Source organism: Pseudoalteromonas sp. Hal040, from assembly GCF_037162425.1.
Classification (GTDB): domain Bacteria; phylum Pseudomonadota; class Gammaproteobacteria; order Enterobacterales; family Alteromonadaceae; genus Pseudoalteromonas; species Pseudoalteromonas gelatinilytica.
Map to the genome: position 1 here is coordinate 307,948 of NZ_JARLUU010000001.1, position 24,892 is coordinate 332,839.

A 24,892-nucleotide genomic window follows, 5' to 3' on the forward strand; every position below is an offset into this window, starting at 1 on the left:
CAAACAGATAAGTGCAGCAGCGGTTTTGTCTGTTTTTTCCATTTTCTTATTCCTCATCTGTGTTCAACTGTTTAATTGCATAGCCTTTATTTTTTAGTAAGCCTAACAAGCTATCGTCACCGGCCAAGTGGGCTGCGCCAACAAGCACCAGCTCTTTTTGATGATTAGTAAAATAGCGCTCTATCTTGCTAAGCCAGGTTAAATTACGTTGCTTAATTAGCATGTTATAGGTGAGTGGATCATGCTCTTTGAGCGGCATAATAGTGAGTGTATTCATTGCCTGCATATCGCCATGTCGCCATGCATCAAGCAGGGCAGCATAATGATGCTGATAGTGAGATATTTGCGCTAACTGTGATTCAATAAAGGCGCTTTCATCTTTGCTACCTAATTGCTTAAATAGGTGTAATTGAAACGCTAAGGTTTCAAGGAAAGCCAACTCTTTATCATCTTGTTTTGCTAATTTAGTTAGGTAGCTGTCGACACCTTCACCTAGTAGTGATTGCTTTTGTAATTCTAATGACGTCATTAACAAACTTACCAAAAATGGGCGAAAGCTATCTAACTCACTCAGTTTCATTCCGTAACGGTTAAGCTGCTCTTCTAACTGCTGCTTCACTTGTGCTGTTAGCTTACTACTTAAGGTTTCACCTGCTTGGTAGCTAAGCGTTTTTAACATTGTGAGCTGTGCTGAACTATCGCTAGGTGCAGGTACATCGGCTTCAAGTACTAAGGTATCGGCCTGTTTATAAGCCTGATTAAATTCTACTGGGAGTGGTAGCTCTTTTGGAGGCAAAATATGAATTGAACCCGCAATGTAAATATAGTCATCGCCTTTACTTACCTGCCAAACAGCACTTTTAGCAGCGCCAAAGCCACATGTTAATAAGCCAGATACAGCAACTGATGAGATGAGAAAGTGTCGAGTCAATGTTTTCATTATTTACGCCTGTTAATTGAAAGAAGCTTGCTCAGCACTCTGAGCAAGCCAACGATTACTTATTGAGTTGTTGCTCAATTTGCAAATCAATTTTATTGTTCATTTGCTCAATAGACGCTTCGATAGAGGTCTCTAATTGCTGATTAAGTTTTTGAGCACCTTGCGTATTAAGTAAGGTATTAGGCGATGTAATAATGATTGCAGTAACAGCTAAAAGTGACATCATTTTTAATACTGAGTTAGTCATAATTTAATTCCTTTCATTGGTTGATTAGTTTTATCAGCGAAGCAAAATTGGTTGGTAGCCCGTTGATGGAAACTACAATAGCGAGGAATTTACATAGAGTCGCTTATCTAGTTCTAAGCGATTTATTTATAAGGTTTTGAAAATTTAATTTGTATAATTTCAGTATCTTATGTCTAATTCTTACGGAGTGAAATAAGGTTTTAAAGCCTATTATTTTGAGGTTGTGTATTTTGATGCTAGTGTAGGTGTATCAAAATAGGAACTGGTAGGTTTTGCTATGGGCTTTAAAGTAAAACATTATGCGAGTAAAACAGTGACTGCGAATAGCTCATTAGAGTGGGAACTAATTTTAACTGAGCTTATTATTGGTAGCCTTTGTGCAGCTTTCGCAAAGGTCGGCTATGACGCAACAATGCTGCTTATTTTTATACCCAACTTAGTAATCGCCTTAGTTTGCTTTGGCTTTATTGGGCTTTCGATATTTCATTTCATCAGAGAAAAGCGCAGTAAGCCAAGCGAGTAGTATTGATTGCTGCGTTACTTTGCTACTGGAGTGACACCAGGTGAGTCACACGCAATCACTTCAAATCGATAGCCATATTCGGCATTGTGATCAGGGGTTACTTGTACTATTTCGTAATCATTCAGCTCAACGGCTTTACTGTTTTCTGCTTTTAAACAGCGTGAATAACTATCGGCTTCAAAGCTGTAAGCAAACATCGCAATTAAACGTTTGCTGCGTTCAAAGTAACCTTTGGTATCTAAAAACTGGCGAAGGTTTTCGGCGGTTTCGCTGTCACCTTTTATATCTACGTCTTGGCTTGGGGCTGAGCTTTCTTTATTTTCAGGCAGTTGTTGCTCGAGCTTTTCACCGAGTTCTTCGACCGCTTTTTGCTGCTCTTCACCGGATTCTTTGGCAATGACTTTGCTATCGATAAAGGTACTGACCATGTTGTCGAGCACTTCTTCAGGGGGCTTATCATCAAGGAACGAAATCAGGTTAATAAAGACCACTGACGCTAAAACAAAGCGCACAATAGCGGTTAACAGCGGCGAATAGCTTTGACTAATAAATTTAACTCGCTCAGAGCCGAATGGCTTTATCAGCAATAAAATAAAAATGTAGAAAGGCAAAAAAAGCTGAAATAACAATAAAGTACCTAGTGTTATTCCCATTGCCCAGGGTGGTAAATACAACAGGGTGGCAAAGTTATGTGTGTAGTTAAAATGACTGGAAGAGACATGAGTCACATCATTAACTATGCCGCTCGCACCGGCCAAGACAAAATTAGCGATACTGGCATAGAAGATTAAAATCAGTGCTTTGCCAGCAAGAGAGTGCCAAAGCTGGTTAAACTTGGGCCAAAACTCAATAACAAGCGCAATGATAGTGATGGTGGCACTTAGCCAGCCCGATTGCAGAACAATCAGGCTGCTTAATGCTAAAAGGTAGAGCTTTTGTGCGGTACTTAAGTTAAACCAAATGGCTTGTAACCGTTCAACCAGCCTTGTTTTATGAGGCTGCCAGCTACGTTGCTGTTGTTGAAACTGTTTATTAGCGCGCCATTTTGCAATTTTTAAATACCTACGCACGCAATATCCTTTTTATAGTAATGGTTTTAAGTATTTTCCCGTGTGTGAGCGCTCACAATCGGCGACGTCTTCAGGTGTACCAGAAATTAAAATTTCACCACCGCCTGAACCACCTTCTGGGCCTAAATCGACAATCCAGTCAGCAGTTTTAATCACATCAAGGTTATGCTCAATAACAACAATGGTATTACCATGATCGCGTAAGCGGTGAAGTACTACTAATAATTGCTGAATATCAGCAAAGTGTAAACCCGTAGTTGGTTCATCAAGGATATATAGCGTTTTACCGGTATCGCGCTTTGAAAGTTCGCGAGCCAGTTTCACACGCTGTGCTTCACCACCCGAGAGGGTAGTCGCAGCTTGACCTAAGCGAATATACGACAAGCCAACATCCATTAAAGTTTGCAGTTTACGTGCAATGGCCGGAATTTTATCAAAATATTCACGGGCATCTTCAACGGTCATTTCGAGTACTTGGTGAATGTTTTTACCTTTGTACTGTACTTCGAGGGTTTCGCGATTGTAGCGCTGACCTTTACACACATCACAAGGTACATACACATCAGGTAAAAAGTGCATTTCTACCTTGATCACCCCATCGCCTTGGCAAGCCTCACAACGGCCACCTTTAACGTTAAAGCTAAAGCGACCGACTTTATAGCCACGCGAACGGGCTTCTTGTGTGCCTGCAAATAGCTCACGAATACCAGTAAAAATGCCGGTGTAAGTGGCAGGGTTTGAGCGCGGAGTACGGCCAATAGGGCTTTGGTCAATATCAATCACTTTATCAAAATGATCTAGGCCCTTGATTGACTTGTACGGGGCCGCTTCAGCGGTCGTTGCGCCATTTAACTCGGTATGAGCCAGTTTAAATAAAGTGTCGTTGATAAGTGTCGATTTACCTGAGCCTGATACACCGGTGATACAGGTCATTAAGCCAAATGGAATACGTAAATCAACGTTCTTTAAGTTGTTACCTGTGGCACCAAATAGCTCAAGCCATTTGTCGTTGGTTTGATGGCGAGTCGCTGGTACTTCAATTTTCTTCTCACCAGAAAGGTACTGACCCGTGATTGAATCTTTGCTGGCAAGAATATCGTCATGGGTACCTTGTGCAATAACATGACCGCCATGAACACCTGCACCTGGGCCGATATCGATAATATGATCCGCGACGCGAATGGCATCTTCGTCATGCTCAACCACAATGACCGTATTACCCAAATCACGTAAGTGAATAAGGGTTTTTAGTAGGCGGTCGTTATCGCGTTGGTGCAAACCAATTGATGGCTCATCCAGTACATACATTACACCAACCAGACCTGCACCAATTTGACTTGCTAAACGAATACAGCGCGCTTCACCGCCAGACAGGGTGTCGGCACTTCGTTCAAGTGATAAATAATTAAGGCCTACATTAATTAAGAAAGATAAACGGTCACGAATTTCTTTAAGGATCTTATCGGCAATTTGGGCGCGCTGGCCTGTTAGATTTAAACCATCAAAAAATGCCATGCTTTCACCAATACTCATCGTGGTGATTGCTGGTAGATTGGTTTGGCCTATAAATACATGGCGAGCTTCTTCGCGTAATCGAGAGCCATGACAGCTCGGACACGCTTGGCTTGTTTGGTATTTTGCAAGCTCTTCGCGCACTGAGTTTGACTCTGTTTCACGGTAGCGGCGATTCATATTATTTAAAACGCCTTCAAACTCATGATTTCGTGTAATTAAATCACCACGGTCGTTACGGTAATTAAAGGCAATTTTAGTTTTACCTGAACCTTCAAGAATCACCTTTTGCGCATCTTTACCAAGCTCCTGGAAAGGCACTTCTAGGTCAAACTTATAATGCTCAGCGACAGCTTGCAGCATTTGGAAGTAATAAAAGCTACGTTTGTCCCAACCTTTAATTGCACCACCCGATAGGCTTAGCTCTGGATTTTGCACAACACGGTTTGGATCAAAATACTGACGCACACCTAAACCATCACAGCTTTGACACGCACCCGCAGGGTTGTTAAACGAGAATAAACGAGGCTCAAGTTCACTCATTGCATAGCCACACGTTGGGCAGGCAAAATTAGCAGAAAACAGCATGTCTTCGCTGAGTGAATCGTCCATTGCCGCTACATGGGCAATACCAGCTGATAGCTCAAGGGCTGTTTCGAATGATTCAGCTAAACGCTGTTGTTGGCCATCTTTAACTTTAAAGCGGTCAACCACAACTTCAATCGTATGCTTTTTATGAAGCTCAAGGGTAGGTGGATCTGATAAGTCACAGACTTCGCCATCGATACGTGCGCGAATAAAACCTTGGCTTGCTAGTTGCTCAAGCAGCTTAACATGCTCACCTTTACGGTCTTTCACAACCGGTGCTAACAACATTAGCTTGCTCCCTTCAGGAAGCGCTAAAACTGTATCGACCATTTGGCTGATCGTTTGTGCTGCAAGCGGTAAGTCGTGAGTAGGGCAGCGAGGCTCACCGACACGGGCAAATAATAAACGTAGGTAATCGTAAATCTCGGTGATGGTACCGACCGTTGAGCGCGGGTTATGCGACGTTGATTTCTGCTCAATAGAGATAGCAGGTGATAAACCTTCAATGTGATCAACATCGGGTTTTTCCATCAGCGATAAGAACTGTCTTGCATACGCTGACAATGATTCAACATAACGACGTTGCCCTTCTGCGTACAAAGTATCAAACGCTAAAGACGATTTCCCTGAACCAGATAGGCCAGTGATAACTATCAGCTTATCACGGGGAATGGTTAGGCTGATGTCTTTTAAATTGTGCGTACGGGCGCCTCGGACTTCAATGTTTTCCATGCTATCTCGTTTTATTACCTAATTATTTTTTCAGTATCTCATAATACGCGATAAGATTAATCCTTGATCAAAGAAAAAATCATCGCTTACAGGTGATTATTTAGTTTTCGCTTGTGATAGAATCCACGCTCAAATTTTAATAGACAGCAAGATCAGTAATTCATGACAGCATCTTCACTCAACTCTCGAGAAAAACGCGCTGCCGTTTCGTTGGCGAGCGTCTTTGCATTCCGTATGCTTGGCCTATTTATGCTGATGCCAGTATTGGCGATTTATGGTCAGCAATTAGAAGGGTTTTCGCCGCTTTGGATTGGCTTTGCTATTGGTGCCTACGGTTTAACGCAAGCGGTGTTACAAATACCGATGGGTTGGTTGTCTGATAAAATTGGCCGCAAAAAAGTGATTATTGGTGGCCTTTGTATGTTTGCTCTTGGTTCAGTGATTGCGGCAACCGCTGAGTCTGTACAAATGGTAACGCTAGGACGCGCCTTGCAAGGTATGGGCGCGATTGCCAGTGCATTATTAGCGCTGGCTTCTGATTTAAGCCGTGATGAGCAACGCCCTAAAGTTATGGCCGTCATTGGTATGTGTATCGGTATGAGCTTTGCTGTTGCTATGTTACTTGGGCCAATTGTTGCTGCATCGTGGGGAGTCGCTGGGGTATTTTGGCTCACCGCAGGGCTTGCCATTTTAGGTATTTTAATCGTGTTATTTTTAGTTCCTAATGCGGTAAGTAAAGCCCCAAAAGGGGATACGCTCGCAACTTTAGATGACATTAAACACCTGATTAAACACCCGCAATTAGCACGCCTTGATTTTGGTGTAATGCTGCTGCACCTGACATTAACCACTGTATTTGTCGCCTTACCAGGTCAGCTTATCAAAGATGGTTTAATTGCCGATCATCATTGGTACTTGTATATCCCAGTGTTGTTTTTAGCGTTTTTCTTAATGGCGCCTATGATGATTGTGGCGATTCGTAAAGAAAAAGAGAAACAAGCTTTTATTGGCTCAATCGCGCTGCTTGTTTTAAGCATGCTAGCAATGTCGTTATGGGTTGATTCAGTGATTGGCATTGGTATTTGTATGTTGGTTTACTTTATTGCTTTTAACTTTTTAGAAGCAACCATGCCTGCACTTGTGTCACGTATTGCTCCTGCAAACCAGAAAGGCTCTGCGATGGGCGTATTTTCATCAACACAGTTTTTTGGTGCCTTTTTAGGTGGTTTATTAGGAGGTTACGTTGCTCAAGCATTAAGTGCGCAAGCAGTGTTTGCGGCGGCGGCACTTGTTGGGGTAATATGGCTTATCCTTGCTTGGAATATGCAAGTCCCACCAAGAAGTAAAATAATTAGCTTAATGACTGAATTAAGTTCAGAGCAGCAGGCACAAGCGCTTGCTTCTCGTCTTGTTGCTTTACCGGGCGTAATTGAAGCAACGGTTGTCTGTGATGAAAATCGCAGCTATTTAAAGATTAATGATAAAGAATTTGACCTAGACCAAGCACGCAAAGTGGCTGGTTTAATCTAACGTTTTATAGGAGAAGTTCCATGGCACGCGGTGTGAACAAAGTTATCTTGGTTGGTAATTTAGGCCAAGATCCAGAAGTACGTTATATGCCTAATGGCAATGGCGTAGCGAATATCAGCATTGCTACGACAGATAGCTGGAAAGATAAAAACACAGGGCAAATGCAAGAGCGTACTGAATGGCACCGTGTAGTGTTATTTGGCAAACTAGCAGAAGTTGCTGGTGAGTATCTTCGTAAAGGTTCACAAGTTTACATTGAAGGTCGCCTACAAACACGTAAATGGACTGATCAATCAGGCCAAGAAAAATTCACTACAGAAATCGTGGTAGACATGGGCGGTCAAATGCAAATGTTAGGCGGTCGTGGTGAGCAGCAAGGTGGTGGCTATCAAGGTGGTCAATCACAAGGCGGTTACCAAGGTGGCCAACAACAAAGTGGCGGCTACGGTTCTGGCCAGCAAATGCAGCAAAGCAACAATAATAGCTATGCGCCACAGCAGCAGTCTGCACCTGCGCAACAACAGCGCCCGCAGCAACAATCTGCACCTCAACAAAGCAATAACCAATATGGTGGCGGTTATGGTCAGCAGCAAAACAGTGCGCCTCAACAAGGCGGTTTTGCACCTAAGCCACAAAATGCACCACAAGGCGGCGCATCAAACCCAATGGAACCACCTATCGACTTTGACGACGATATCCCGTTCTAGGTCCTGTATTTTTTAAAAGTGTAAATATAAGCCACTTTTTATTAAAATTCTAAACCAAACCCAGTGTAAAAACTGGGTTTTTTTTATTTTTACATTTTAGCTTCTTAAAAATTTGTGAAAGAAGTTTTGCTGTATTTTAAAAGTGTAAATTTAGCGCTTCTATTCTTTTTAATCTCATTAATAAATTTCTTCTTAATCTACTCAATTTTGTCCAACCCTTTAATTATCAGTATATTAAGTCAAAAATCATACTTTTTCTAAAAAGTCAAATTTTTTCTTGGCGATTTAAAGTTTGCGAACTATGGTTCTTAGCAATAGAGAAATATGGTGAATTTCAGATGTACAAATTAGAAACCCTAATTTTTGAAAATGGTGAGCGCTACCCTGTTTTATTAGGTGAGGATGGCATGCCCCATTTTTACTCTACCTTGTGGATTACTGCGACTCAGCGCAACAAAAAAGCTAGCACTATAACGAATAAGCTCAGAGCGGTAGATTGGTTATTCCACTGGGAAAAAATAAACCAAAGGAATCTATTTTTAGAATTTAAGGATGCAAAGTTTTTAACTTCTGAGGATATCGTCAGTATTAAAGACCATCTTTCTTTGGACATTGGCCTCTATAAAAACAATAAAGGGAGCAGCAAACGAAAAAAGGTAATTAACCTGCATGACTCTCCAAGTTCAATTACTCATTTGCGTTCTGTGGGCAAGCGTCATCTTTATGCACGTATGACGGCAGTTAGAGACTTCTTAAATTTTATTGCTGAGCTTGCTGTTCAGCATCGAAATAATGCAGAACTTGCTATGGAAATTGCCAATATGAACGCGAGCATTACTTCAAGGCTGCCTAAAGGAAGAGCCAATTTAAATAAATCTTATGACGATATTCCAGAAGGTTTAGTTCAGGATTTTTTAGAGTTAGCCCATTTTAGTCACCCTGATAACCCATTTAAAAATATAGAAAACAAAAAACGAAATTACTTGATGATTTTATTACTTAGAGAGTTATTCATTAGAAAAGGGGAGCTACTTTCGATGAAGATTACAAGTATGGACCTAGTGGGGGCTAGAAAGTATGTCTGGGTAGAGCGCACTCAAGATGATAAACACGATAAGAGGCCCCATCAGCCAGTTGCTAAAACAAAAGAGCGAAAGCTTCTTATTTCTGCAAATACTGCAAGCTTGATTGATGAATATATCACTACTATTCGGGCGAAGATTCCTGGGGCTAAGCTACATCCGTATTTGTTTGTGGTGCATCAAAATGGAAGAACGCTGGGGAACCCCATTTCTATTAAAGCATTTGACGACATATTTAGTGAATTGAGATCAATGGATGACCGTTTCTCCATTTTACATCCGCACTTTTTTAGACATAACGGTAACGAAGAGTTTTCTAAAAAAATTGATGCGAACAATAAGTTGGCTGAACTGGGAGAGACTGGTTATCAAACAATTGATTCTGGGAAAGAAGCTAAGATGCGTATGCACTTGATGGGGCATTCAAATGAAGCATCGGGAGATGTTTACAACCAAAGACACATACGCCAAAAAGCCAATGAAGTTCAATTGCTAGAGCAAGAAAAGTTACAAGAAGATATTAAACAAGCGCAACTAAAAAAGGACGCTAAATGATAGAAAAAATGCATATGCAAATTAAGCAAGATATGAAGTCAAATACTGTTTTTGATAGTAGCCTAAAAGTATCAAAAGACGGATACAGCTTTGATGTTGATAGTCATAAATGGAAACTAAATAAAGATGTGACTATATCCTTCATGCCAGACATCCTAGCTATTCAGCCGAAGCTACTTGAAGGGTTTCGTAATTCGCTTTCTATTTATGCACAGGAACTATCTGCACTATACACCCTGAATATTTATTCGCGATTTCAGCGCATGATTAGAGATACCCAATCAACATCAATTGATGAATATACGCTCTTAAATTGGAATGCAATATTAGATGACGAGCATAAATATTATTTAGGTTCACTGCGAGCATTTTTCTTTAGTTGGCATGAATATGGTTTCTTCGGGGTAACAAATGAAATGGTCAATGTCCTTGAAAAGTTGACCATCCCAGGAGGACCTAAAGGTGTTGCTGTTGCTAATCGTTGCTCGTATTCGGGTGCTTTTACGGACAATGAATATACAGCTATCAATTTAGAGCTTATCCGTTTATTCAAGGAAGGTAGTATTTGCTTGCCTACATATGCTTATGTAAACACGGTACAAGCGACCGCCTATCGACCTGAAAATATTAGGCAACTAAAAGCTGTTGATTTAATTATTAAAAAACCTTCATGTAAAGGTGTAGAGAGCTACACTCTAAATCTTCCTAAAGCAAAAGTTAGAGGGGGCACTTTAGAATTCAGTTCGATTCAATTGTGATTATCGAAGAGCTGCACTTGATTTTATTGAACCTTATTCAGGTGCAAACTAATAGGCTTGAGAGCCTTTATAATACAAAATTGCCTGAAGAGCTTAAAGGGTTAGTGCCTTTATTTATTGATTGGAAGGTTGCAACTAATTTTGCAAATGAAGGTATTTCCTTATCACGAGAACTTCTAAGTCTAGACCTATTTCATATGGGGGTTAATGACCTTCGAAATGATTACATGATGTCATTTCGCAAAAAGCAGCAAGCCTACTCAGAGCGGACTGGAGATGTTATTCATATTTCCGCTCGTCGCTTTCGATATACCAGAGGGACTAACCTTGCTCGTAGAGGTCTTGGAGCACAGGTTATTGCTAAAGCACTAGGCCATTCGGACACCCAAAATGTAAAGGTATATACCGAGAACACCGCAGATACAGTGACTTACATCGATAAAGCTGTTGGCAAGCAACTCGCGCCATTTGCACATGCATTTCTGGGTAAAGTTATTGAGAAACCTGAAGAAGGTGAGCGTGGTGATGACCTCGCTGCTCGTATTCCCAACAAGGACAATTCAGAAGTCGGAGCCTGTGGTACAAATGATTTTTGTATTAAAGGATATGAAGCTTGTTATTTATGTGAAAAATTTCGGCCCTTACTCGATGCGCCTCATGAGAAGTTTCTTGAAAGCCTTTATGCAGAAAAAGAAGCGCGTTTAAAAGAAACGAAAAGTGAGACATATGCTGCAACAAAAGATCGTCTTATTTTAGCTGTTGAGATGGTTGTGGATAAGTGCAAGGAAATTAAGCTGCAACGTGAGAAGGGCATGAACAATGGAAAATAACATTTACCACTTTGTGGCGAAAGCTGAGTTAACAGCTAAAGAAAACCTAACGAGATTTATTGAGGTCAGTAAAACCAAGTTAAGTGCTTTTGGTAAAAACTGTTGGGAGGAGAGTAAATGGGCTACCCACAAAGGTACAAAGAAGGTGATCGCTCGCTTTGCTACAAACACAAAGCCATTTGATTCATATAACTATTACCCAATGGCTACGCCATTTATCGATTTTGCGAAGGCATATATTCGCTATATTTTTTCATATAACCCCGTATCTAATCTTCAGCGCCAATTTGAAGCGTTAAGAATATTGGAAGAGGCACTTATTCTTGCTAAGGGAAGTGCTGATGTTTTACTTCTAGATGGGTTGGTTTTAGAGCAAGTAAATATTTTATTTCCTAAGCGGCTTTCTAACAAACAAGGTAGGAATAAAGCTGGGTATCAAATGGAGTTGTTACTTGATTTTTGTCGTGATAACCAGATTACACCTAGCCTTCCACAATGGAAGAATAATTATACCAGAGAGAAAGATCTGACCATTTCACTAGATGAAAAAGGTATTGAGCATAGGAATGAGCAACTTCCAAGCAATGAAGAAATGATGCTGGTTGCTAATATGTTTAGTCAAGCCCCTACTTATGGAGTAGAAGCTGAATATTATACGTCAGCAATGGCGATTTTAATGACCGCACCATCTCGCTTTTCGGAGTTAACGCTACCAATCGATTGTTTTGTCAAAGAAGAAGATAGAGCTGGCATAGAAAGGCTTGGTATTAGATGGAATCCCTCAAAGAAAGGAAAGAAGGGAATCAAGTGGGTTCCAACAGAGATGAAAGAGGTTGTTATTGAAGCTCATAGTCGCTTAATCAGAGTTGGTGAGTCAGCAAGATTAGCAGCAAAATTTGCTGAGAATAATCCAGGAATATTTTATCGGCACAGTGATTGCCTAACGCCTCCTGATTACCCTGAAGATAAGATACTAACTCCACAACAGCTTGGTGCAGCTCTTGGGTTGGTAATTAAAAATGAGTCATCACTTCAACATGGAACTAAATGGTTGAAAGATCTTTACGAAAAAAACAACGGTAAAATTTCCTATCGAGCATTAGGTCAACATCAGTGGGCTTTTTACACATCAAAATTCCCGAACTGGCCTTTTATTGATAACGAGAGGAAAGTAAAGGTATCAGAAGCTCTAATGCTATATCGGGAAAATGAATTTAACCCAAGGGCAAGAGCTGCAAAACCATTTTCTTTTTTGTTTCCAACATGCAACCAAGTTAATGATCGGTTTATACAAAAAGATAGCCGCTCTGCGGCTAGTTTGTGGGTTAAGCATGGGTTTAAAAAAGCAGATGGAACTTATTTACGGGTCGATACTCATGGAGCCAGACACTGGCTGAGTACTATGGCGGAACGTGGTGGCATGGATGCGGTTACCCTAGCAAACTGGGCTGGACGCGCTCTAATAAGAGATAATGCTAGTTATGATCATCGTACAGAACAAGAAAAAGCAGATGAAATTGGCGCTTTAATGATCCCTGAAGATGCCTCTTCGCTAGATAAGATTAACTTAAATATTCCTGTTTCATATGAAGATATAGGTAGTGACTTACCAGGGTGTACTATTACGACTGAGCTTGGGCTATGTGTTCATGATTATGCAATGCTTCCTTGTCAGCGCCATGGTGACTGTGAAACCTGCAAAGAATTAGTTTGCATTAAAGGTTTTAGCAAGTCTTTAGAGTTGCTAAAACAGCGAGAAAAAGCAGTAGTGAGCCAGCTTGAAAAGGCCATGAAAGAACATGAATTAGGTGCTTTTGGTGCTGATCGTTGGGTTGATAATCATATGTGGCGCTTGGCGCACATCCGAACCAAAATTCGTCTTCTTGAAGATGAAAGCATTCCAGATGGCACTGCTTTGTTTATTCCTGAACAATATGATCCATCACCCTCAAAAGAGGTTTTGCGAGGAAAAGGTTTAACAACTGGAATACCTTCGACCGACGAACTCGAAATGCAAAACGAAATCTTTGGGCTACTTAGAGGTGACGATGCCTAAAGTAGTGGTTACTGAAGAGTCACTTATCGATGTTCTATCTATTATTCGCAATTGGCAAGGAAAGTTAACTTGGGGGTTATTATGTGAAGAGGTGGCGTGCCATCTCTCCATTGAGAAGGTTGGTGTAACTCGACAAACTTTATCAAGTTATCTTGAAATCCAAGAGGCATTTACTAAACGGAAAAAAGAGTTGAGGAATGCTGTTTGTGAGCAAGATAAACCATCAGGGTCAGAAGACTATAACCTTGAATACTGGAAGAATAAAGCGTTAGCCTTAGAAGCACAAGTTGAGCTGTTGTTAGATAAGAATAAGGCTTATAAACAACGATTTATTAAGTGGCAATATAATGCTTATTTACATGGAGTTCGTATCTGCACTTTAGACCATGCTGTAGTTGTTGATCAAAATACTGATGTAAGCAGTGTTGTGCAAATGCTTGAAAAGCCACTTTCAGAAGTAAATCGTAGGGAGGGCTAGGTATGGCAAATGGAATTGAGCTGGCCCTTGCAAATGTTCAGGCATTTGAAGCTTGGAAAGCAACTCAGACAGATGATACTTATCGCCAAATTATTTATCGAGGAAAGTTAAATCGGGGGGAGATTGCAAAGGCCATTGATTGTGGGCGTTCTGCATTAACTCAGAATCCAACGTTGCGTGCAGGTATCAATCAGTTGGAAGATCAATTAAGGAAGGAGGGGATTCTTCCACCGCTGACTGATGAGGCAAAAGAAGTTACAAGTAATGGTAAGGTATACGATCTTAAAGCTAGCAAGCGAAAGCGAGAATCAGGCAGGTTATCTGCTTTAGAAAGAGAGAATGTTGAGTTGCGAAGTTTAGTTAAAGAGCTAAAAAACCAACTTAGCCGTTATACAGAACTATCTGAAACGCTATCTGAAATGGGGTTCATGCCACGATGAACTCTACTATTCATTCAGATCAATTACGTGTTACTAGTATTCCATACAAAGCTCTTGGATTTATCATTTTTTCTGGGGTGCCAATAGAACGTGATTCATACAAAATTAATGATGGTAAGTACTATATAACCATCAAGTCAAAACTAGAGTTGCTGCCAGTCGAACCCTCAATCGGGCAATATTGGAGGGTTGAAGGTACTAGAGCTATTGAAGACATAGAGCTCGATAACTATGTGATGCAACAGCATACATACACTTCACCGAGTAACACTATCTGTACTTTACCTGAGACCGGTGAGCAACTAATTCGCTTCATTGCGAAAGAAAAAGACTTTAAAGGGATCGGGGAAAGCAAAGCCCGAGCTCTGTGGCAGTTATTTGGCAATAAACTTCATGAAAAATTGCAAAAAGACAACACTAAAAACAGAGCTGAGCTGCGACAAGTATTATCTGAGGAGTCCATTAACTCGCTGTATTTGGGATATGCAAAATATAAAAACTTAGCTCATTGTAATTGGATGTCAGAATGTAAAATACCATCTTCAATTCAGCAGCGATTGCTGAAATTCCATGATGAAGACACTGTTATCTCGATTAGAAATAATCCATACCTTTTAATTGGATTTGGTATGAGCTTTAAAGATGTGGATGAACTTGCTCAAACAAAGTTTGAGGTCGATTTAGACAGTCCTCTCAGATTGAGTGCCGCACTTGAATTTTCAATCAGTGTGGAAGTAAGTCGTGGACATACGTTTACTACTCATCAACGGCTAAAGCCCTTACTGATGAAGTGCCTTAAAAGCGGTGAGCTAGTCAGTTTAGCTTTTCAAGCTGGTTACAGCTCTGTTCAGTATCTATTAAATAGCGATACAGGGACATATCATCCAACAGCCCAATTATTAATGGAATCTGTAGTGGCGAAGCGCTTTTTATTACTCGCCACCAATAATAACTTGTATAGTGATACGGCTAGACAAGCCAACCAACTCGCTCTTAGAGAACTAAGTTACGAGTTAACAGATAAACAGAATGAAGCTATTACAACTTCGTTAAGTAATGCTATTAGCTGTATTACGGGCGGTGCTGGCACTGGTAAAACAACCGTATTACGAACTGTGTTGAAGTCTTATCGAGCAATGGGGTTTGAATTACATGCTGTGGCGCTATCAGGAAGAGCCGCGATGCGTCTTAATGAGTCAATTGGTTTTAAAACATTAACAATCGCCGCGTTTTTGAGGAAAGAGCCTGTTACACCATCGTTCAATAAACCTAATCATGTATTGGTTATTGATGAAGCATCAATGATTGATTTACCAACTATGTATCGTTTAGTGACACATGTTCACCCATCTGTCCGTTTGATATTTACTGGCGACCCAGATCAGTTACCACCAATCGGGTGTGGTAAGGTTTTAGCTGATTTGGTTGATTCAAAGCGTATCGCAAATACCAGGTTGGATATTGTTAAAAGGCAGGAGTGTTCAAGTGGAATTCCGGAGTATTCTAGCCTTATCAATCAAGGCGTTGTTCCGAAAAAATTGAGTTCGGGCAAGATCTACTTTCACAATACTCCAGATAAGCAGCTTAAGAATGTTTGTGCTGAGCTTTATCAACAGTCGCCTGGAAATAGCCGTGTGATCGCGCCAACCACTGCTTTGGTCGATGACATAAATAAGTGGATTCAGAACTCATTGAACCCAAATGGGCAAGCCATGCAGTTTTTCATGCACGGTGAAGTGTACTTTCGAGGTGATTTACGTGAGGGAGATGAAGTCTTATTTACACAGAATAACTATGAGAGAGGAATTCAAAATGGCACGTTGGCGACTTTGACCAGTGTTGACTCTACTGGAAACGAATACGGAGAGGTGCAACTTGATACGGGTGAGTTTGTTCGCATTACCCAGGACTTGTTGGATAGTATGATGTTGGGTTATTGCATTACGCTCCACAAAGCACAGGGGTCTCAGTTTCCAAGGGTGATTGTTGCACTACAGAAAGGCCGAATAACTGATCGAGCTTGGCTCTACACAGCTATTACAAGAGCCGAGCAAGAGGTTCATATAGTTGGTAATGAGTCTGACTTTACTGAAGTTGTTAAAGCGGTTGGCTATGTATCTCTGCGCAGAAGTTTTTTACCTAATTTACTTTTTAAACTTGCAACATAATAAAGATATCACTATTATTAGCGATGTAGAGATAGTAGTTTTTAAACCTTTTGGACGTGCTACTATACAAATTGAGTAAAAAACCTGCCCTTTGGCGGGTTTTTTACTTTCTGGCCCTTATAAGCAACGGATTATGCACGATTTAATTTCCATCCCAAGAAAAAGTAAGTTTCAGAGTTTTTTAAAACAACTGATGATATGGAACTCCAGGGAGTCTACCGCTGGCATCAATCTTTATCATCTTCATTTTTTGCGGTTATGAATGATTTCGAAGTCGTCTTGAGAAATACAATTCACTTCACACTATCTAATTATTACGATTCTCGTGTAAATGATAGTTACGATTGGATGGGAATCTCCGTTATTCATGCTAAAAAAGCCCCATTACATATCAAGCATCGACTAACGGGGAAAAAACTTAAAGACAAAAGATCCGGCTACAAATATTCAGGATCATTAGGGAAAATTGAAGATGCGATTAGCCAGCTTTCACGAGAAGGAAAGTCTTTAACTCCTGACGCTGTGATTGCTGAATTGTCCTTTGCTTTTTGGCCACAAGTAATCAAGCAACTTAAACCAAAGTTTCATGATGATAAGAGAACTGACTTGCTTAATGCGATGTTCCCGAATGCTCCTACACACGATAATGACTTTATTGACTTACTGACATCTATACTTGAACAAGTTCGTCTTTTTAGAAACCGGCTTGGTCATCATGATTCACTTCTAAATTTTCCAGAGATATCTAATTTAGGAGGAGTGGGTTTTTTCCAAAAAAGCCTCGTCATACATTAACAAGTCTCGAAAAAATGCTAAAACTAATTAGAATTGTTTTAGAGTGGATTGATAAAGATATTATTTTATACTTTGAAAATAGTGATCCATGGGTAAGATTGGAACAGCTTATTTGTAAGGATATGCTCGGTTTCTATCGATATTATCATGGCAAATCCAATTGCTTTATAAACGGTATTAACTACGCCCACAAGGTTAAAAAATCGAGGCTTTTGGCTATAAAAAGAAAGTCAAGAAAGCCTAAATACCCAAAAGAGTATAAGAGAATAAAAAGTTATTATTTATAGAGGTTTTCGATACTTACCTGTGCTCACAAGCATACTTTTGGAGGTGTAATCTAAAGCACGACATGCTAAATATCTCAAAAAATTAATCATCGAAACTATTCATATTTCAGCTCACCAAACAGTCCAAGCATCAAGTCATCGTCCAATACTTCATACGGAAGTTCTACATATTCTTTAGGATGTCTTGGTTTTGCTATCCCATCATGTGGTGCATTCTTGGTGTGGCCTTGAACGAGCTCTCCATTTTCCTTTATGTACGGCAAAACAACGATACGGCCATGATTTTTAGATAATATAGTCCCTTTCTTCCAGAGAGTATTTCCTGATTTCTCTGCGCTTGTATAACTCACTTCTTTAACAACCCAGCCAACATTGTTATTTTCTTCAAACCAAAACACAAAGCCTGATGCAACCACGACCTTTTTTCCCAGGATCTCAGCTTCGGCGAGCATCCTTTTTACGCTTGCTAATTGGAGTAGCTGATTTGCTCTAGGCAGCAAAATTTCTCTAATTTTAGATTTAGTTTTACCCCAATGCTCAGCACCGTTTAATCCAAATGCTGCTGCAATTTTTTCTCGATAGAAGTATTTGGCAGTTTGTTTGGTGTGTTTGGCTCTTGTGGTCCAATCATTATGGCCTTCTTTTAGCAAGCTGATACCGTATCTCTTTAATCTAACAAAATTTACGTAGGGCGTTTCGTTTAAAATCTCAGTTAATGAACTGCGAATGTTCTCGTTATTACTTGGTAAAATCAGGTCTTCGGCTCGTGGGCGAGGAGTTTCTTTGTGCCTACTCAAGCCTTCAGAAAGCATAAGTTGCTCTTCTCCAAAAAGGCGGCTCTGTCTTGTTACTTCTTTTTCTATTTTGAGTTGCAAGGATTCTCTTTCATGTTTCGCAAGTTCAAGCTGATTGAAGGTGATGTTCAGCTCAAGGTTTCTTTCCTTTGCAATTTGCACGGCGGATTCATAAGTATCATAAACATCTGCCTTCACATGATTCGTATCAAACTCATAGAAGCCTATATACCAGTGTAGTGAACCATCTTTTCTTAATTTTAGTTCATACATTTGCCATAAACATCCTTCATACCAAGGTTGTGGCCATACTGCTAGGGTTGGCAATGAATACCCCGGCATTTGTTCAATTCTCATGAAACTCTCCATGCATTTACTTTATGATTCACTCTCAGTTTTCCCTGGTCTATAAGTCGCCCGAAGTTCCTCTTCGGTGGCTCTAAAAATTGATAAAGGATCTTTGGGTGACTCAATCCTTTTAAACAACCCACCAAACTCATTGCTTAGCTCAGTATATGAATTCTCTGTTGAGACTTTCGTATGTACATCGTTTTGCAGTCGCTGTGTATTATTAACACATTCTTGAGGGTTAAAGTCTTTCACATCATTAAGCTTAGTTTCTGTGACTGTGTGGATATCAAATGAGTCATTGTTAATTAAGTCCAATCTGGTCAGTTTTATTCTACCTTCAGTTAAAGTAGGAATTATCTTTTGTTCCAATATGCTGAGTGTGTATGACGTAGTTTGATTTTGCCCTTCGAATGGTAGCTCATAAATGGACCCAGACATCTGTGGCCATATGAGGCATTTTCCTTGGACAGTAAGGTTCGATAGCGTATCTGAACCAGAAGATAGTCTCCAAGTATCGTCTTGCTGCCAAGTTGAAAAAATCTTGAAGGATTCGGTTCCATCTTCACGGTAAAACTTCAATATGTACCAGCCTTCAGGTTTAACGTTCATAGTATCTAATAGGTTGATTATCGAACTTAAAAGATAGCACATAAAATCAAAATGATTTCATCATTTTGATTGCTGCATCTTCGACTTTCATCTAATCTAAGATTAATAAATATTGATATAATATGTCCGAATGCTGTTAGATAGTATGAGCCATTCACAGCGTGAACGCCTTGCTTTTATTGACTTTAATCTTGAGTTTTTAGGTCAAATAGCAAGGGCAGAACTTATCCAAAAGTTTGGGATAGGTCCTGCATCCTGTACTCGTGATTTTGCTTTGTATAAAGAACTGGCTCCTGGTAACGCTGTGCTAATGCACGAGAATAAGCGTTATGTTCGCTCAGAAGCTTTCAGAGCTGTTTTTGAGCATAACCCAACGAATGCCCTTAAAGCGCTTGTAAACGGCTCTAGTGGCGAAATATCGCAGGTACGAGATGCTTCTCAATTTTGTTTTGATACTGTGCAGTTAGGTCAACCAACCACTGAAGTCATATCGGCGATAACGAGAGCTATTTTTTCAAAATCAGTAGTTGCTTGTCACTACGAGTCGCTTAGTTGTGGTTTAGTTAAAGGGCAAATTGTGCCTCATGCGGTTTTTAGTGATGGACTTCGATGGTATGTGCGAGCTTTTGATAGAAAAAATAAGAGTTTTAAAAGCTACACTTTAACAAGATTTATAAAAATTGAATTAGTAAATAGCCCATTAAAAAGCACTGAATCTGTGGATCTAGATATAAATTGGAATTCATTTTGTGAATTAGAACTTATTCCACACCCCAAATTAGTTTATCCAAAAGCTATAGAGTTAGATTATGGGATGAATTCAGGGAGCATGAAGTTGAAGGTTCGAGCTGTTTTTGTCAGCTTCTTACTTAAGGCGTGGAACATAGATTATCAGAGTAACTCTAATTGTATTAATTTAAATAAAACTTTGTACCTAAGTAATTATGACAGCGTGAAAGAGTATATTGAGTTGCGTAATGACTAGGACTGAAAATAATAAGCTAGGAAAGCTAGCAGTTGGTGGAACGGAATGGCAGAGGATGTAAAAAGTGCATTACATGATGCAACGCCTTCATGGAATGGTTTTAATTACCAAGGAAAAGTTGGGCTCTACGTTTGTCTTAAACTCATTCTTGAAAACTTACAACGAGATGGATTAGATTCTGAAAGTTTTAATAATTTTCTAGGAAGTTATTCAGTTGAATATGAATGGGTTGAAGATTTTTCTATAAAAAACAATGGGGAATACGTTTCACTTCACCAAGTGAAACACAAAGCAGGGAGAGGATTTGGAGATCATGTAAGTGCAGTTGTGACGATTTTAAATCGTAAGCTATGCCGTTTATCTGAAACTGACTTTTTGAAATATATAGATTTAAATGTAGATTATACTGGTTGCTCAACTACAGAACAAAAAAATCAGAGAAAGCTGGAGTGCATTCACGAAAAGTTTGAAGCGATGCGAGCATCGGGCTATATAAATGATTTTAATCAATTAACTGATAATTGGAGCAGCATAACATCAGAGGTTGAGGGGGTTGACCAAGAACAGCTAAGGAGGTTACTTAGAGAGTTTCACTTATTCTGCGACCAGACATTTAGCAATTCGAAAGTTTATTTCCATACAGCTGAGTCAGTTTCCGAACCAACTCAGGACATCAACCTATTTGCAGGTGTCCCAGAGCATCTTAAAGATCTAACTCGTGGACTTCTCAGTTTATCTGGGATGGATATATATCTAGGTTTTGATTCACCTCCTGACTATTCTTTAGTTCTTTCTGATTCTAACCTTCTTATAGAAATTAATGACTTAATTACCAATATCTTAAGCTTTACGTTATCAGGTGAAGCATTTTCAAGTGATGAAATTGACAATTATAGAACAGCTTTATGTGGAATAATTGATGAGCATATTTCTGAAAGACACAACGCAATTAGAAGTGGTATACACGAAGGCGATGGATACTTAGAGGCAAAAAGCTCTCTGTTCTTTTTTAAGTTATTAGCACCTTTGAAAGTTCTAACTAAGCAACAAGATGATGACTATTGGGAAAGGTTATGTGCTAATTGTTTTGAAGATGCATTTCTGCAAGAAGTAGAAAGGTTAGAATATTTCATAGAGGGAAACATTGAAGAAGATATTAATATTTCCAGAAAGTTAAACCTAGAGAAAAACAGAAAAAGAGTGCTTGAGCAGCATAAATACTCAGAACTGTTAGAAAAACTCAACCCACATCATATACCTATAAGCCCAGTCGCTGAATACTACAGCAACATAACTTGTAAACGTTCAATTAAGGAGGCGTTTCTTCACTTTATTCGTGAACTAGAAAGTGAAATTGTAGATTTAATGATTAAAGTCGATGAAATGCAGGTCTTTCATACATCCGCAATCGTGATTGAAGGTGATGAACCATATGAGAGAGATTATGAACTTCATAAAATAAAGAGTCTGATTGAACAAAACAATCAACTATTACCTCTTTCTAAATCAACGCATTTAATAATAAAAACATCAGATGAACACGACTTATCAGAGCAATTCGTACAGATGCAAACTATTGCGGAAAGTATAGATGCGGAAAGTACTCAGGAGCATGGGCTCTCGACAAGTAATCCTATCTCAATAAGGTTTGAATCTGTTCGAGGTGCTTTAGGGAGAATTAAGCAATGAATTGTAAAGAATTAATTTCAACAATAGCAGAAGAGAAAGATTTTGCTGTTTATGAAATTAGCGATTTCAATGTGGAAGATGACATATTTATTGATTTTTTTCTATGTACAAAGGATGACTTTGAGTATTTCATAATATTAAACATTGAATTTAGGTTGATCGAGATAGTAAATAACCTGATTCAAGTGGCCATATCGACAAAAATTAGGGCTTATCTTGAGCAAAATGAAATATGTAGTTTAAATCATTACTTTGATAAAAACTCCACATTGATTATCACAACTGAAAAGCCTAACTTCTTGACCAATGAGGAGGTGTATAGAGTTGTATCTACCGTTGAAGAAAATAATTATTATTTCAAGAAACAGGTATTATATTTTACTGAAAGAGAACTTGGCATATTTTTGCAGAGTCAATCTCAACAAAACAGTTTTACTGAAAAATGTTGCTCTGTGGTCTCAGATCTATCTCGCTATGAGGAGTTTTTATTGGGGGAGGATGAAGAATATGACTTCATTGCTAGGCTTTACGAAAAAGTTCCATTTTTAAACTTAGAAGTCGAAAAGGAAAATAAGCTTAATCTGGATAATATGATTGCAGAAAGTTTAGTTGAATCGGAAATCGAACTTTTACCCGAACTTCTCGCACTTCAAAGTGAATCTCAGATTGATGAATGGATCAAGTCAATAGGGGAAGCAAATGATTAAACTAGGAAGATTAAGGTTGAAAAACTTCAAGTCTTTCGGTGAGCCGTTTTTTTTAGATTTTTCATCTTCTGACGTTTTTATTTTTGATGGGCCAAATGGATTCGGAAAGACGACTTTATTTGATGCGGTGGAGATATGTCTCACCCGTAAAATTGGAAGAGTTGTCAATACAGATGGAAAACAAAAAGATACTCATCTTTTAAAGAAAGATAGTAAAGAAGTTACGGAGATATTTTTAGAGCTAAAATCGGAAAACATTACTGCTGCTGTCATATATTTGAAAATTCCTCCTCAGACAACAAAACAACAAAACAAACCTACACTTTTCACTTTAGAAAGAATGCTTTTGAGTGAGTGGCCAAGTCAATTTAATGATGATTCTGAATACTCCTTCGATGAATCGTTAAATTTGGAGGATTTACTTGGTAATAGTGAATTAGAATCTACTTTTGATTTATTTAACTATGTCCAACAAGAAGAGACATGTCACTTCTTGAAAAACAAGGAAAGTGAAAGGCATGGTAAAATTAGTTACCTTTTTGGTTCAATTAGACAAAATGAAGATAGAGATAAACTTAATTTAATAAAGAAAAAAATAAATGACCGATTGAACTCTTTAGATAAAGATATAACTGTTCTTGAGTCTGAAAAAGTAAGAGTTAGTGAGTCTTTAGGTCTATTAGTTGACAATAATGAAGATGCTCAAGTTATGGAACCTAGCGGTAAGTTGGAATTCATAACAAATTTTATTCCTACTTCTAATGAGCAAATCGGTGGTGCTCGTGACGCGCTTGAAACGTTGTTATGGCTTACGAAGAACATTGATGAATATAGGAATTTAGAGTTTAACTACTTTCTAGACGTACTAATTGAACAGCGCGAGCAAGCATTAAAAGATATTATGCTCTCAGGTCATTTGAACAGCTATGAAGAAGTGCAAAAAGCAGATAGACATGTTTTAAGTCTTAACAAACTCGAACTAAAAATTAATAATTTTAGGAGCTTTTTATCTCTAGCTGAAAATGAACATTTTGACTTACCAAATTTACTTGAGAAGATATCAAGCTATTTCCCAAAAGAGTATTTGAAGCACAAGGATAAATTAGATGACTACTTCAAGGCTTCCAAAGAGGTAGGTGGTTATCAAAAGGTTTTGGCTAGGTTATTAGAAAGTAGGAAAAATTTGAAAACATGCTTTGATTCTCATATTTCTGAGATGAAAAGCAGCAAAACTAATTGTCCTTTCTGTGGTGATTTAAAAAACTCAAATGAACAACTGCGGTTAGAGTATGAAAAGCAATCAAAAGTGTTTGAGGAGCTTCAATCTGACGCGTTATCAGCTCTTAATTTGTTAGAGACTGATTTAAGGAAAAACTTAGTATCTAAATGTGCAGAAAAAGCAAATAGGTTTATTGAAAAGTACATCCGATTATTGGATTTCAAACTAGGATTGGAGGAAGTTGTCTTACCCCGAGAGCGATGGGAGCGGATGCGTAAAGTTATAGAGTGGCTTAACATCAATGAAATTGAGTTTAGTCAATTTTGTAAGGCTGACTCATCAGTTCTCTTAGGCGAGAAAGGTCTATATAGAATACATGAATTTAAATCATCTTTAAGAAACGTAACGAAATCAATGGAAAGTGAGATTTCATTTGATGAGATAAAATCCATTTTAAAAAGCTTTGACCTAAGTGTTGTATCCAATCAGGTTCTCAATAGTAAGGCGGACCAGCTGACTGGTTCAGATGTTGAATTAGATTTGAAATTTTTGAACCTTGTTAAACTAAAGTTTAACTCAGATAAGTTAACAGCCCTAGATGAACGCATTAAGAAGTTACAGACTATACATGGGACACTTTCTAGAAAAGAATCTACGGTTAAAGGTATACATAGTAAATATACGAAGAAAATCAAAGAATACGAAAAGTCAGTAGCTAAGCAGTTAGCTATTCCATTTTATATTTACAGTAGCAAAATATTGCAAACAAGACCTGATGGGAATGGTGCCTTTTTACAATGTGCCGAGTCTACAAGAGATAATGGCTTTATCAGGTTTACTTCTGGTTTAAATGATGCTCATGACGCTTGGAATACTATGAGTTCAGGACAACTTTCTGGGCTAGTGATATCGTTTATGCTAGCAATGAACAAAGTTTATCCTACCCAGCTCAAAACACTATTGATCGATGACCCAGTACAAACAATGGATGAAATGAACTTAGCATCCTTTGTTCAGCTATTAAAATATGAGTTTAAAGATAGCCAATTAATTCTTTCAACTCATGAGAGGAAAGTAGCAAACTTCTTAGCTTATAAATACCAGATACAAACAGAGCCTAAGCTTGTGAACATGAAAAAATTGAAGTTAGAACCTAGCAATTAGTAAAGTTTAGTTTGGCCATGATGGCGGCCTGTGACCACAATAACGAAGCGAAAGCCCATTTATTAATTTGAACTAC

At 38.9% G+C, this 24,892-nt stretch carries 20 protein-coding genes and 1 pseudogene; 15 read left to right on the plus strand and 6 right to left on the minus strand.

Annotated features, from left to right (window positions below; genetic code table 11):
• Positions 1-46: 46 nt before the first annotated feature.
• Positions 47-940, minus strand: coding sequence for a TraB/GumN family protein (locus tag P4S60_RS01390; RefSeq protein ID WP_337114769.1), 894 nt, complete (start codon positions 938-940; stop codon positions 47-49).
• Positions 941-995: 55 nt separating this feature from the next.
• Entirely contained in the window at positions 996-1,187 is a 192-nt protein-coding gene (locus P4S60_RS01395) for a hypothetical protein (RefSeq protein WP_063699902.1), read from the minus strand.
• A gap of 277 nt (positions 1,188-1,464) precedes the next feature.
• Between P4S60_RS01395 and P4S60_RS01400 the strand changes: the two genes are divergently transcribed.
• Positions 1,465-1,710 (plus strand): hypothetical protein, encoded by a 246-nt coding sequence (locus tag P4S60_RS01400; protein WP_337114770.1) that lies wholly within the window; start codon positions 1,465-1,467, stop codon positions 1,708-1,710.
• Between the two features lie 14 nt (positions 1,711-1,724).
• On the opposite strand, the gene P4S60_RS01405 is transcribed toward P4S60_RS01400, so the two are convergent.
• The gene (locus P4S60_RS01405; RefSeq protein WP_337114771.1) at positions 1,725-2,780 is read right to left on the minus strand and encodes a hypothetical protein; all 1,056 of its coding nucleotides are present in this window, start codon (positions 2,778-2,780) and stop codon (positions 1,725-1,727) included.
• Positions 2,781-2,792: 12 nt separating this feature from the next.
• Complete coding sequence (gene uvrA / locus P4S60_RS01410) at positions 2,793-5,612, minus strand: excinuclease ABC subunit UvrA (RefSeq protein WP_337114772.1); 2,820 nt, start codon at positions 5,610-5,612, stop codon at positions 2,793-2,795.
• A 162-nt stretch (positions 5,613-5,774) separates the two neighbouring features.
• Between uvrA and P4S60_RS01415 the strand changes: the two genes are divergently transcribed.
• The 10 genes and pseudogenes from P4S60_RS01415 to P4S60_RS01460 all read left to right on the plus strand — a co-directional run.
• A complete protein-coding gene (locus tag P4S60_RS01415; RefSeq protein ID WP_337114773.1) occupies positions 5,775-7,142 on the plus strand; it encodes an MFS transporter in 1,368 nt (455 codons plus the stop codon).
• A 20-nt stretch (positions 7,143-7,162) separates the two neighbouring features.
• Positions 7,163-7,849, plus strand: coding sequence for a single-stranded DNA-binding protein (gene ssb, locus P4S60_RS01420; protein WP_105182086.1), 687 nt, complete (start codon positions 7,163-7,165; stop codon positions 7,847-7,849).
• A 338-nt stretch (positions 7,850-8,187) separates the two neighbouring features.
• Positions 8,188-9,486: a site-specific integrase gene (locus P4S60_RS01425; protein ID WP_337114774.1), complete on the plus strand. Its 1,299-nt coding sequence runs from the start codon at positions 8,188-8,190 to the stop codon at positions 9,484-9,486.
• Entirely contained in the window at positions 9,483-10,244 is a 762-nt protein-coding gene (locus P4S60_RS01430; protein WP_337114775.1) for a hypothetical protein, read from the plus strand. Before P4S60_RS01425 ends, P4S60_RS01430 begins: the two co-directional genes overlap by 4 nt.
• Positions 10,245-10,261: 17 nt before the next feature.
• Entirely contained in the window at positions 10,262-11,074 is an 813-nt protein-coding gene (locus tag P4S60_RS01435) for a tyrosine-type recombinase/integrase (protein ID WP_337114776.1), read from the plus strand.
• Positions 11,064-13,130 carry an integrase gene (locus P4S60_RS01440; protein ID WP_337114777.1) on the plus strand — a complete coding sequence of 689 codons (2,067 nt, stop codon included), beginning with the start codon at positions 11,064-11,066 and terminating at the stop codon, positions 13,128-13,130. Before P4S60_RS01435 ends, P4S60_RS01440 begins: the two co-directional genes overlap by 11 nt.
• Positions 13,123-13,608: a hypothetical protein gene (locus P4S60_RS01445; RefSeq protein WP_337114778.1), complete on the plus strand. Its 486-nt coding sequence runs from the start codon at positions 13,123-13,125 to the stop codon at positions 13,606-13,608. The genes P4S60_RS01440 and P4S60_RS01445 overlap by 8 nt, the downstream gene beginning before the upstream one ends.
• A gap of 2 nt (positions 13,609-13,610) precedes the next feature.
• Positions 13,611-14,048: a VPA1267 family protein gene (locus P4S60_RS01450; RefSeq protein ID WP_337114779.1), complete on the plus strand. Its 438-nt coding sequence runs from the start codon at positions 13,611-13,613 to the stop codon at positions 14,046-14,048.
• Positions 14,045-16,216, plus strand: coding sequence for an ATP-dependent DNA helicase (locus tag P4S60_RS01455; protein ID WP_337114780.1), 2,172 nt, complete (start codon positions 14,045-14,047; stop codon positions 16,214-16,216). Before P4S60_RS01450 ends, P4S60_RS01455 begins: the two co-directional genes overlap by 4 nt.
• A gap of 189 nt (positions 16,217-16,405) precedes the next feature.
• Positions 16,406-17,011 (plus strand): annotated as a pseudogene (locus P4S60_RS01460) (Abi family protein); the annotation flags it as partial.
• A gap of 382 nt (positions 17,012-17,393) precedes the next feature.
• On the opposite strand, the gene P4S60_RS01465 reads toward P4S60_RS01460, so the two are convergent.
• Entirely contained in the window at positions 17,394-18,449 is a 1,056-nt protein-coding gene (locus P4S60_RS01465; RefSeq protein WP_337114781.1) for a hypothetical protein, read from the minus strand.
• Between the two features lie 21 nt (positions 18,450-18,470).
• The gene (locus P4S60_RS01470) at positions 18,471-19,052 is read right to left on the minus strand and encodes a hypothetical protein (protein WP_337114782.1); all 582 of its coding nucleotides are present in this window, start codon (positions 19,050-19,052) and stop codon (positions 18,471-18,473) included.
• Positions 19,053-19,197: 145 nt separating this feature from the next.
• On the opposite strand from P4S60_RS01470, the gene P4S60_RS01475 reads away from it, so the two are divergent.
• The 4 genes from P4S60_RS01475 to P4S60_RS01490 are packed head-to-tail and all read left to right on the plus strand — an operon-like array spanning position 19,198 to position 24,816.
• Positions 19,198-20,037, plus strand: a complete 840-nt coding sequence (locus tag P4S60_RS01475; protein WP_337114783.1) for a WYL domain-containing protein — start codon at positions 19,198-19,200, stop codon at positions 20,035-20,037.
• Between the two features lie 45 nt (positions 20,038-20,082).
• The gene (locus tag P4S60_RS01480) at positions 20,083-21,726 is read left to right on the plus strand and encodes an ABC-three component system protein (RefSeq protein WP_337114784.1); all 1,644 of its coding nucleotides are present in this window, start codon (positions 20,083-20,085) and stop codon (positions 21,724-21,726) included.
• Entirely contained in the window at positions 21,723-22,433 is a 711-nt protein-coding gene (locus P4S60_RS01485; protein WP_337114785.1) for an ABC-three component system middle component 1, read from the plus strand. The genes P4S60_RS01480 and P4S60_RS01485 overlap by 4 nt, the downstream gene beginning before the upstream one ends.
• A complete protein-coding gene (locus P4S60_RS01490; RefSeq protein WP_337114786.1) occupies positions 22,426-24,816 on the plus strand; it encodes an AAA family ATPase in 2,391 nt (796 codons plus the stop codon). The genes P4S60_RS01485 and P4S60_RS01490 overlap by 8 nt, the downstream gene beginning before the upstream one ends.
• The last annotated feature ends 76 nt before the right edge of the window (positions 24,817-24,892 follow it).

Bases quoted from the DNA above. Each gene is read 5' to 3' on its own strand.
- P4S60_RS01390 (WP_337114769.1), bottom strand. From the start codon at position 940: ATGAAAACATTGACTCGACACTTTCTCATCTCATCAGTTGCTGTATCT.
- P4S60_RS01395 (WP_063699902.1), bottom strand. From the start codon at position 1,187: ATGACTAACTCAGTATTAAAAATGATGTCACTTTTAGCTGTTACTGCA.
- P4S60_RS01400 (WP_337114770.1), top strand. From the start codon at position 1,465: ATGGGCTTTAAAGTAAAACATTATGCGAGTAAAACAGTGACTGCGAAT.
- uvrA (WP_337114772.1), bottom strand. From the start codon at position 5,612: ATGGAAAACATTGAAGTCCGAGGCGCCCGTACGCACAATTTAAAAGAC.
- P4S60_RS01415 (WP_337114773.1), top strand. From the start codon at position 5,775: ATGACAGCATCTTCACTCAACTCTCGAGAAAAACGCGCTGCCGTTTCG.
- ssb (WP_105182086.1), top strand. From the start codon at position 7,163: ATGGCACGCGGTGTGAACAAAGTTATCTTGGTTGGTAATTTAGGCCAA.
- P4S60_RS01425 (WP_337114774.1), top strand. From the start codon at position 8,188: ATGTACAAATTAGAAACCCTAATTTTTGAAAATGGTGAGCGCTACCCT.
- P4S60_RS01430 (WP_337114775.1), top strand. From the start codon at position 9,483: ATGATAGAAAAAATGCATATGCAAATTAAGCAAGATATGAAGTCAAAT.
- P4S60_RS01440 (WP_337114777.1), top strand. From the start codon at position 11,064: ATGGAAAATAACATTTACCACTTTGTGGCGAAAGCTGAGTTAACAGCT.
- P4S60_RS01445 (WP_337114778.1), top strand. From the start codon at position 13,123: ATGCCTAAAGTAGTGGTTACTGAAGAGTCACTTATCGATGTTCTATCT.
- P4S60_RS01450 (WP_337114779.1), top strand. From the start codon at position 13,611: ATGGCAAATGGAATTGAGCTGGCCCTTGCAAATGTTCAGGCATTTGAA.
- P4S60_RS01455 (WP_337114780.1), top strand. From the start codon at position 14,045: ATGAACTCTACTATTCATTCAGATCAATTACGTGTTACTAGTATTCCA.
- P4S60_RS01465 (WP_337114781.1), bottom strand. From the start codon at position 18,449: ATGAGAATTGAACAAATGCCGGGGTATTCATTGCCAACCCTAGCAGTA.
- P4S60_RS01470 (WP_337114782.1), bottom strand. From the start codon at position 19,052: ATGAACGTTAAACCTGAAGGCTGGTACATATTGAAGTTTTACCGTGAA.
- P4S60_RS01475 (WP_337114783.1), top strand. From the start codon at position 19,198: ATGAGCCATTCACAGCGTGAACGCCTTGCTTTTATTGACTTTAATCTT.
- P4S60_RS01480 (WP_337114784.1), top strand. From the start codon at position 20,083: ATGGCAGAGGATGTAAAAAGTGCATTACATGATGCAACGCCTTCATGG.
- P4S60_RS01485 (WP_337114785.1), top strand. From the start codon at position 21,723: ATGAATTGTAAAGAATTAATTTCAACAATAGCAGAAGAGAAAGATTTT.
- P4S60_RS01490 (WP_337114786.1), top strand. From the start codon at position 22,426: ATGATTAAACTAGGAAGATTAAGGTTGAAAAACTTCAAGTCTTTCGGT.